Origin of the sequence: Bacteroides togonis (genome assembly GCF_900130135.1) — a bacterium.
Classification (GTDB): Bacteria; Bacteroidota; Bacteroidia; order Bacteroidales; family Bacteroidaceae; genus Bacteroides; species Bacteroides pullorum.
The window spans coordinates 1-9,293 of sequence record NZ_LT670827.1; the positions used below are offsets into that span (position 1 = coordinate 1).

The window sequence follows — 9,293 nt, forward strand, 5'->3', positions numbered from 1 at the left end:
CTTTGCCATATGTATAAATCTTTAGGCTTAAAGATACAAAATCTTTAGGTAATAACAAAGCCCCAGCTTGTGAAAGTCGGGGCTTTGTGCTAAACAAAGAAGGTGTGCTTTTTGACACACCTTCTTTGTGTTTATAGAGGTTTATGAAAGGATTGCGCCTTTTTCTTTATAATGGGTGTTTGTTTAGGATATATTGTGTATCTTTGTTTGGTAAATAGCAGAGTAGTATGCCTATTATTGAAATTTCTTCTCTTCAGCATCCTGGTGTCGAAATATTTGGCGCTTTGACCGAAGCCCAGTTGCGCAATCGCTTGGAACCAGACAAGGGTATCTTTATAGCTGAAAGTCCTAAAGTGATTCGTGTTGCTTTGGATGCGGGTTATGAACCGTTGGCGCTTTTGTGTGAACGGAAGCATATAACGGGAGATGCGGTTGATATCGTTACCCGTTGTTCAGAGATTCCTATTTATACAGGTGAACGCGATTTGTTGGCCGAATTGACGGGCTATACCTTGACGCGTGGTGTACTTTGTGCCATGCGGCGTCCTGTTCCTCGAAGTGTGGAGGATGTGTGCAGGCATGCACATCGTGTGGTGGTCATAAATGGAGTAGTGGATACGACTAATATCGGCGCTATTTTTCGTTCGGCGGCAGCCTTGGGTATTGATGGGGTATTATTGACGCGCAATTCTTGTGATCCTTTGAATCGTAGGGCTGTACGCGTGTCGATGGGATCAGTGTTTCTTGTGCCTTGGACTTGGTTGGATGGTTCGCTCGAAGAGTTGAGCCGTATGGGTTTTCGTACGGCGGCCATGGCCTTGACGGATCAGTCGGTGCCGTTGGATTATCCTGCCTTGAAGGCCGAGTCGCGATTGGCTATCGTCATGGGGACCGAAGGGGATGGCTTGCCGATGGAAACGATTGCCGAAGCAGACTACGTGGTACGCATACCGATGGCACATGGAGTGGATTCGCTCAATGTAGCGGCCGCTTCGGCGGTTGCCTTTTGGGAATTGAGATATAAAGATTGATTGTTGGATTCTGGGAATACGGATATGAGGAAGATTAAAATCACCGTTATGCGTAAAGCTTGTTACAAGGATTTGATGGAGCGTTATGAAAACCCGCTGGAGCATGCCTGCGATGTGGAAGAAGGACAAGTCTTCATAGCCAATGGTTGGGAAAAGCCGAAAGGGCTTTGTGAGAGCGCTTGGCAAAGCATGTCGCCTTTTGTAATGGCTTTGGCATATGGGGCAACAGATCTGTATGACGGATGGATGAAGAACAAGCGTTCGGCCATGATTTCGTGTAACGACGGCTTTCGCCCCGTTAGTTTCCTGATAGAAGTCGTGGAGGAAGAAAATGGAAAGAATGAAGAACCTGAAAATTGAAATAAAATGTTAGCATATACGTACGTGGAGCGTGGACGATTTGCCTTGCTAGAGAAACCAATACCCACGCTGAAAGATTCGCATGACGCCTTGGTGCGCGTCACGCTTGGGAGCATCTGTACCAGCGATTTGCATATCAAACATGGAAGTGTGCCTCGTGCCGTGCTAGGCATTACCGTTGGGCACGAGATGGTAGGAATAGTCGAGCAGGTAGGAACGGATGTGCATAGCGTTAAGCCTGGCGATCGGGTGACGGTCAATGTCGAAACCTTCTGTGGCGAATGCTTTTTTTGCCAGCATGGCTATGTGAACAATTGTGAAGACCCTGATGGAGGATGGGCATTGGGTTGTCGCATCGATGGGGGACAGGCTGAATATGTCCGTGTGCCCCATGCCGATCAGGGATTGAATCGTATTCCTGAGGGGGTGACCGATGAGCAAGCCTTGTTCGTGGGCGACATTTTGGCTACGGGCTTTTGGGCGGCGCGTATTTCGGAAATAAAGCCAGAAGATACGGTACTTATCATAGGCGCAGGCCCTACGGGCATTTGTACCTTGCTTTGTGCTCGTCTGAAGCATCCTCAACGTATCATTGTATGCGAAAAGTCGGCTGAGCGAGCTCGCTTCCTGCGTATGCATTATCCTGAGGTTCAGGTCGTTTCTCCTGAAGAGTGTAAGACGTATGTTCAGGCGAATAGCGCACATGGCGGGGCAGATGTGGTTATTGAAGTGGCAGGTGCCGATGACACCTTCCGACTGGCATGGGAGTGTGCTCGTCCGAACGCGATTGTTACCGTAGTGGCCCTCTATGACCGTCCGCAAGTTCTTCCCTTGCCCGACATGTATGGCAAGAACCTTACGTTTAAGACGGGCGGTGTGGATGGATGCGATTGTGAAGAGATTCTTCGTCTGATTGCCGAAGGCCAGATTGATACTACGCCGCTTATAACTCACCGTTTCCCTCTTTCGGAGATTGAAAAGGCTTATCACGTGTTCGAGAATCGGCTGGATGGAGTTATCAAGGTGGCGGTGATCGGAAAGTTGGGTTGATAAAAAAGTGTGGAAAATGGAAGAAGGGTGAACCTCGGACGTAAAAAGTCAAAAACTCAAAAACTCTGTTTTCGCTTTTGTACTTCCCTCGCTTTGCACTATCTTTGCACCCATGATTCAGTTGGAGACCATATTCAATATCTTGTGGAAGGGCTTTATTATCGGCGTCATTGTGTCGGCGCCGCTGGGCCCTGTGGGTGTATTATGCATCCAGCGTACGTTGAATAAGGGCCGTTGGTATGGTTTCGTCACGGGCATTGGTGCCGCGATGAGCGATATCTTTTATGCCCTCCTGACGGGCTATGGCATGAGCTTTGTGTTCGATTATGTCAATAAGAACATTTTTTACCTTCAGCTCTTCGGTAGTGTCTTGCTTCTGGCTTTTGGTATCTATACTTTCCGAAGCAATCCTGTGCATTCACTTCGCCCTGTATCTACCAGTAAAGGTACGTATTTGCATAATTTCATTACGGCGTTTTTTGTTACGCTTTCCAACCCGCTTATCATTCTGCTTTTTGTCGGACTTTTCGCCCGCTTTGCGTTCATCAGTCCGGGCGTACTCCTGTTCGAGGCCGTCACGGGCTATCTGGCCATTGCCTTGGGAGCCCTTTCGTGGTGGTTCGGCATCACTTATTTTGTCAACAAAGTGCGCGCTCGCTTCAACCTGCGCGGCATTTGGATATTGAATCGTGTGATTGGTAGCATTGTGGCCATCGTGTCGATACTGGGCCTGGTGTTCACTTTGATGGGAGAATCCTTGTATTAGTTGTCAACAGAAATGATAATCGCTAAAAAACTAAAAGAACAGAACATTGCCGAATATTTGATATACATGTGGCAGGTGGAAGACCTGATACGTGCCAACGGGTGCGACATCGACCGCCTGCGCGAGCAGGTCATCGATCGTTATCCTGAAGACCAACGTCCGGCACTCGAAGAATGGTATGCCAACCTGTGCGACATGATGCGCGCCGAGGGGGTGGTGGAGAAGGGACACCTGCAAATCAACCGTAACGTCATCCAGAACCTCACCGAGCTACACGGCGCCCTGCTGGCCTCCACGAAGTATCCTTTCTACAACGCGGCCTACTTCAAGGCGCTGCCTTTCATCGTGGAGCTTCGCCAACGCAATGGTCACAAGGACGAGCCCGAGCTGGAGACCTGCTTCGAAGCCCTCTATGGCGTCTTGCTCCTGCGTTTGCAGAAGAAGGAGATCAGCGAGGGGACGGCCAAGGCGATGGAGGCCGTGAGCGCTTTCGTCTCGATGCTGGCCAACTATTACGACAAGGACAAAAAGGGAGAACTCAAATTGGACGACTGATATGAACATTCTGATAACCGGCGCCAACGGTCAACTTGGCAATGAGATGCGCGTGCTCTCCGCCGCCCATCCGCAACACACTTATTTCTTTACCGACGTGCAGGAGTTGGACATTTGCGATGCCGACGCCGTGCGTGCCTTCATCGCCGACCGTCGGGTGGATGTGGTCGTGAATTGCGCCGCCTACACGGCCGTGGACAAGGCCGAGGACAATCCTGAGCTTTGCGATCGTCTGAACCACCTGGCGCCCGGCTACCTGGCCGAAGCCGCCGAAGCCATGGGGGCCGCTCTCATCCAGGTGTCTACCGACTACGTGTTCGACGGCACGGCCCACGTGCCCTATCGCGAGGACGATACGCCCTGTCCCAACTCCGTCTATGGTCGCACCAAGCTGGCGGGCGAAGAGGTTGTGATGCAGAAGTGTAGCCATGCCATGATTGTACGCACCGCTTGGCTCTACTCCACCTTCGGCAACAACTTCGTGAAGACCATGCTCCGCCTGGGGCGCGAGCGCGAGTCGCTGGGCGTGGTGTTCGACCAGATAGGTACGCCTACCTATGCGGCCGACCTGGCACAGGCCATCTTTGCCGCCATCGAGCAGGGCATTGTGCCCGGCATCTATCACTTCAGCGATGAAGGCGTCTGCTCGTGGTACGACTTCACTATAGCCATTCATCGTCTGGCGGGCATCACCACGTGTCGCGTCAGCCCCTTGCACACGGACGAATATCCGGCCAAGGCACCCCGTCCGCACTACTCTGTGCTCGACAAGACGCGCATCAAGCAAACCTATGGCATCGACATCCCTCATTGGGAGGCATCGCTGGCCGAGTGCTTGGAGAAATTGAAAATTGAAAGTTGAAAATTGAAAAATGTAATCCATACCTGAAAAAGAAAATATATGGCAACAAATCAGGAAATCGAAAGAAGACGAACGTTTGCGATCATCGCGCACCCCGATGCCGGTAAGACCTCGCTCACCGAGAAGCTCCTGCTCTTCGGCGGACAGATACAGGTGGCCGGCGCCGTCAAGAGCAACAAAATCAAGAAAACCGCCACGTCCGACTGGATGGACATCGAGAAGCAGCGTGGTATCTCCGTCACCACCTCGGTCATGGAGTTCGACTATAAGGACTACAAGGTCAACATCCTTGATACCCCTGGTCACCAGGACTTTGCCGAAGACACCTACCGCACGCTGACCGCCGTCGATAGCGTCATCATCGTGGTGGACGGCGCCAAGGGTGTGGAGACGCAGACGCGCAAGCTCATGGAAGTGTGCCGCATGCGCAATACCCCCGTCATCATCTTCGTCAACAAGATGGACCGCGAGGCCAAGGACCCCTTCGACCTGCTGGACGAGCTCGAGGAAGAGCTCCACATCCACGTGCGTCCCCTGACGTGGCCCATCGAGAGCGGTGTCCGCTTCAAGGGCGTCTACAACATCTACGAGCAGAACCTCAACCTCTTCCAACCCTCCAAACAGGTGGTGACGGAGAAGGTGGCCGTAGACATCCACACCGAGGAACTGGACCAGCGTATCGGTACCGACCTGGCCGATCGCCTGCGTAGCGAGCTGGAGCTTATCGAGGGCGTCTATCCCGAGTTCAATGTCGGCGACTACCTCAAGGGCGAGGTGGCTCCCGTGTTTTTCGGTTCGGCGTTGAATAACTTCGGTGTCGAGGAGCTGCTGAACTGCTTCGTCAAGATAGCCCCCAGCCCCCGTCCCGTCAAGGCCGAGGAACGCGACGTGCAGCCCGACGAGCCCAAGTTCACCGGCTTCATCTTCAAGATTACGGCCAACATCGACCCCAACCACCGTTCGTGTATCGCCTTCTGCAAGGTATGTTCGGGCAAGTTCTCGCGCAACACGCCCTACTACCACGTGCGCCACGACAAGGTGATGCGCTTCTCCAGCCCCACCCAGTTCATGGCCCAGCGCAAGACCACCGTCGACGAGGCCTGGGCGGGCGACATCATCGGCTTGCCGGACAACGGCACCTTCAAGATAGGCGACACGCTGACCGAGGGCGAGAAGCTCCACTTCCGCGGCCTGCCCAGCTTCTCGCCGGAGATGTTCAAGTACATCGAGAACGCCGACCCCATGAAGCAGAAGCAGCTGGCCAAGGGTATCGACCAGCTGATGGACGAAGGTGTGGCCCAGCTCTTCGTCAACCAGTTCAACGGGCGCAAGATTATCGGCACCGTGGGCCAGCTCCAGTTCGAGGTCATCCAGTACCGCCTGGAGAACGAGTACAACGCCAAGTGCCGCTGGGAACCCGTGAGCCTCTACAAGGCCTGCTGGATCGAGAGCGACGACCCTGCCGAGCTCGAAGCCTTCAAGAAGCGCAAGTACCAGTACATGGCCAAGGACCGCGAGGGGCGCGACGTCTTCCTGGCCGACTCGGGCTACGTGCTCCAGATGGCGCAGATGGACTTCAAGCACATCAAGTTCCACTTCACGAGCGAGTTCTGACGCCGTCGGCGGAGATAGGACAGATACAGAAGGCCTGTTTTGCTTGGATTATCTGAGCAGGAGGTCTTGCTTTTGCGAGGGGATGTTCGGCAAAATCTTTTTGAAATGGTCGAGCATTCTCTCGCGCGATTTTTGTGGTGTGCGGTCGGGGTGGCAAGCCTCGCGTCCGAAGAGCGCTTCGGGCGTAGTGAGCAGAGACCATCCCCAGCCATATTCCCGTCCGTGACGGTCGTGTGGATAGACGAAATCTTCCGTCACGATATAGCCGCCCATCTCCAAGCGGGTGAGGTAGGCGTCGAAGCGGCTCCGCATCTTCGGCCCTGTGAAGCCACAGGCCGCCCGCAGGTCGCGGGTGATGAGGCTCCCTTCGGTCCGCAGGATGTCGAGGATGCTTTCTTCGATGCTTCCTTCTTCGGGGCGGGGGCAGACGCTCCGGCGATAGTTGCAGAAGTCCGGCCACCACTCGCGGCTGATGAAGGCCGCCTTGTTTTGGAAGAACTTGCCGTAGGCGCATCCGCTCTCCTGAAGGATGGCGCCCTTCCACGTCCAGAGGGGCCATTCCCATCCGCCGTCGGGCAGGCGGGTGTATTGGCAATCTTCGTCCGTCACTTCTTCGGCCGACCAGCCTTCGACGCCCATGCTGAGCAGGGGCAGGAAGCCTATTTCGTTGATGTAGTCTATCAGCTCGGGGCAGGAATGTAAGCGTTCTTTTCTCATTTTCTCGAGTTCTCCATTGGTTTTCTGCTACGGAGGGATGCGATGCATTCCCCCCGTTAGCTTCTTCAAAGTTATAAGTTTAATTTCATCTTTTGTCATGTTGGTGCGGAAAATTTTGAGTGTGTGCACTTGAAGCGTACGCCCTCAGCCGACGCTGATCCACACCCCTTCGCCCAGCGGGCGGGAGGCCAGTCGGCGCACGAGGCGATGTTCCCAGAGGAGCGAGTCGAGCACCTTGCCGGGCTTCACGCGCAGGCCCACGAGGATGCATCCCTCCGTGTCGTCGGGCGTGTTGCCGGCATGGATGCGGATGCCCTCGAACTGGGGCACGTGGAGCAGCAGGGGCAGCCATTTTTTAAACTTGGGGCTCCAGGTGACCGCCACGGGGTAGCGTCCGTCGGGGATGGCCGTGCGGCCTGCTATCTTGTGGCCGGGCCTGCCTGGGCCCAAGTCGCGCCACGTAGGCTCCAGCGTGTCGCAAAAGTGTTCGCCGTCTATCTCGAGGCGGCCCATGGTGTAGTCTTTAGTCTTTTCGGTTCGTGTCAAGGTCAATTCCATCGCTTCTGTATTTTAGTTTTCGGTAATTGTGATTTGTGATAATTGTGATGTATCCGCGCAACTTCCATTGGCTCAGCATGTGGCTGGTGCCCTTGGCGTCGAGCCCCGCTTCCTGACGCACGCGCATGGCCTGGTCGAAGCTGAAGTCGTCGGGCAGGAGGGTCAGCAAGTTGCGGCGTCCGGGTTTGTGAGGGTCGGGTGCGGGCATGTTCATGGCGGCTTCGATGGCATCGCCAAAGAACTCCATCTTGCAAGCCAGGTCGTATTGCAAGGACCAGCGGATGAAGTCCTCGAAGGTCTTGTCCCAACGGCAACCGTTCGCCACGTAGAGCACGCACGCCTTCAGGTAAGCGATGACGTTGGCACGAAACGAGAGGTTTTCGTACACACGGCTCTGCGAGAGGCGGGCGAAGTCGGCACACTCTTCCTTGAGCTTTTGGGCGAGCTTGTAGGCCTGCGGGCAATCTATCAAGCCCTGCGCCTTGACGAGGTTTTCGATGTAGGGGCGAAGTTCCTCGTCGAAAGCGGCGTCGTAGGTTCCATAGACGGGCATGTCCGCGCCGATTTCGCGCTCGGGGATGGTGCAGAAGTTGATGCGCGAGATGGGTCCGTCTGTCAAAACTTTTGAGAAGTACCGCCGCCCTTTCTGGATGGTGGTCGAGGCGTTCCAATTGAAGCGGATGGTCACCTTCTCCGTCACGCTTTGCGCTCCCACACGCGTCTGCCCGTAGCGGTTGCCGGGGTCGAAGGCGAGGCACATGATTTGGAATTGCTGGCCGCCCCGTCCGCTTCCACGAAGGGCGTCGAACTGGTCGATTTCGTTCAGCTTCGTATAAAGAAAATGTCCGTCCGCCTCGGCCATGCGCATCACGAAGGCGGGGTTCGTCATGTCCGCGTCAATCTCTTGAATGATCAAGCCTTCGGGCCTTTGTCGCTTGTCCTTGTTGGCGCCCTTCGAGGTGACTTCGTTCTTCCACTCCCGCTCACGTCGGAGATTGTCCTCATCGCGGCGGCGGATGTCGGCCATGATGCGGTTGATGGGCTCCGAGATGCAATCCTTTCCCGCGCCCGTGCCGGCCATCAGCACGTTCATCAAGGTGGCTTCGTGCTCCACGTTGTCGATGTAGCGGAAGCGTACTTTGTGCAAGTGCACCCCCAGCGCAGGGAAAACAGCATGTGCGACGGCGGGTTTGTAAACATCGGGCGTACGGCTCACAAGGAGCTTTATCAGGGCAGGAAGGCGCTTGGGTAATGAAGAATGAAGAATGTCGGCTTCGCCTCCGAATGAAAAATTTTCATCATCCGCAGGCAATTCTTCATTCTTCATTTTTCGTTCTTCATTTTCAATCGCTTGTCGCATCATCTTCGGCATCGAGTACCATTTCGCCGAGCAGGCGGAGTGTATCAGCCCCCGCATCTCCTCCTCGGACAGGCCGTAGCGGGGCATCACTTGCAGGAGCAGCGCCTCGTCGTTGTCGGCAATGTAGCGCAGGTGCGAGGCCAGGCGGTGGAGCTTGTCGTTGCGCTCGCCCTGCACGGGTTCGCCTCCTGCCAGCTTGAACCATTGTTGAATAATCTGACTATATGGTACGCCCTTAAACTTGGGTAATGAAGAATGAAGAATGTCGGCTTCGCCTCCGAATGAAGAATTTTCACCATCCGCAGGCCATTCTTCATTCTTAATTCTTAATTCTTCATTTCCAAAAAGCCTCTCTTCGTCCAGGTAGAGCACATACTCGCGCGGCACGAGAAAAGAGCAGCGTGCCAGGTCCTTCACCGC

10 protein-coding genes are annotated in these 9,293 nt (G+C 54.6%); 7 read left to right on the top strand and 3 right to left on the bottom strand.

The window, feature by feature from the left end; all coding sequences use genetic code 11:
• Positions 1-227: 227 nt before the first annotated feature.
• From BQ8005_RS16645 to BQ8005_RS16675, 7 genes are all read left to right on the top strand, one after another.
• The gene (locus BQ8005_RS16645; RefSeq protein ID WP_021846196.1) at positions 228-1,031 is read left to right on the top strand and encodes a TrmH family RNA methyltransferase; all 804 of its coding nucleotides are present in this window, start codon (positions 228-230) and stop codon (positions 1,029-1,031) included.
• Positions 1,032-1,055: 24 nt separating this feature from the next.
• Positions 1,056-1,391 carry a TIGR04076 family protein gene (locus tag BQ8005_RS16650; RefSeq protein ID WP_075319326.1) on the top strand — a complete coding sequence of 112 codons (336 nt, stop codon included), beginning with the start codon at positions 1,056-1,058 and terminating at the stop codon, positions 1,389-1,391.
• 6 nt (positions 1,392-1,397) lie between these two features.
• Positions 1,398-2,441 carry an alcohol dehydrogenase gene (locus tag BQ8005_RS16655; RefSeq protein WP_075319321.1) on the top strand — a complete coding sequence of 348 codons (1,044 nt, stop codon included), beginning with the start codon at positions 1,398-1,400 and terminating at the stop codon, positions 2,439-2,441.
• A 112-nt stretch (positions 2,442-2,553) separates the two neighbouring features.
• Positions 2,554-3,207: a LysE family translocator gene (locus tag BQ8005_RS16660; RefSeq protein WP_021846193.1), complete on the top strand. Its 654-nt coding sequence runs from the start codon at positions 2,554-2,556 to the stop codon at positions 3,205-3,207.
• Positions 3,208-3,219: 12 nt separating this feature from the next.
• Positions 3,220-3,762: a DUF4924 family protein gene (locus BQ8005_RS16665; RefSeq protein ID WP_075319322.1), complete on the top strand. Its 543-nt coding sequence runs from the start codon at positions 3,220-3,222 to the stop codon at positions 3,760-3,762.
• Position 3,763: 1 nt separating this feature from the next.
• Positions 3,764-4,624, top strand: a complete 861-nt coding sequence (gene rfbD, locus BQ8005_RS16670; protein WP_075319323.1) for a dTDP-4-dehydrorhamnose reductase — start codon at positions 3,764-3,766, stop codon at positions 4,622-4,624.
• 39 nt (positions 4,625-4,663) lie between these two features.
• Entirely contained in the window at positions 4,664-6,238 is a 1,575-nt protein-coding gene (locus BQ8005_RS16675; protein ID WP_075319324.1) for a peptide chain release factor 3, read from the top strand.
• A 48-nt stretch (positions 6,239-6,286) separates the two neighbouring features.
• Here BQ8005_RS16675 and BQ8005_RS16680 read toward each other — a convergent pair whose 3' ends face one another.
• The 3 genes from BQ8005_RS16680 to BQ8005_RS16690 form a co-directional block, all read right to left on the bottom strand.
• Positions 6,287-6,955 (bottom strand): AlkZ-related protein, encoded by a 669-nt coding sequence (locus tag BQ8005_RS16680; RefSeq protein ID WP_021846189.1) that lies wholly within the window; start codon positions 6,953-6,955, stop codon positions 6,287-6,289.
• Between the two features lie 144 nt (positions 6,956-7,099).
• The gene (locus tag BQ8005_RS16685; RefSeq protein WP_075319325.1) at positions 7,100-7,513 is read right to left on the bottom strand and encodes a DUF5675 family protein; all 414 of its coding nucleotides are present in this window, start codon (positions 7,511-7,513) and stop codon (positions 7,100-7,102) included.
• Positions 7,479-9,293 (bottom strand): VirE protein (locus tag BQ8005_RS16690; protein ID WP_317044847.1); only part of this gene is annotated, 1,815 nt, incomplete at its 5' end. The genes BQ8005_RS16685 and BQ8005_RS16690, both read right to left, overlap by 35 nt.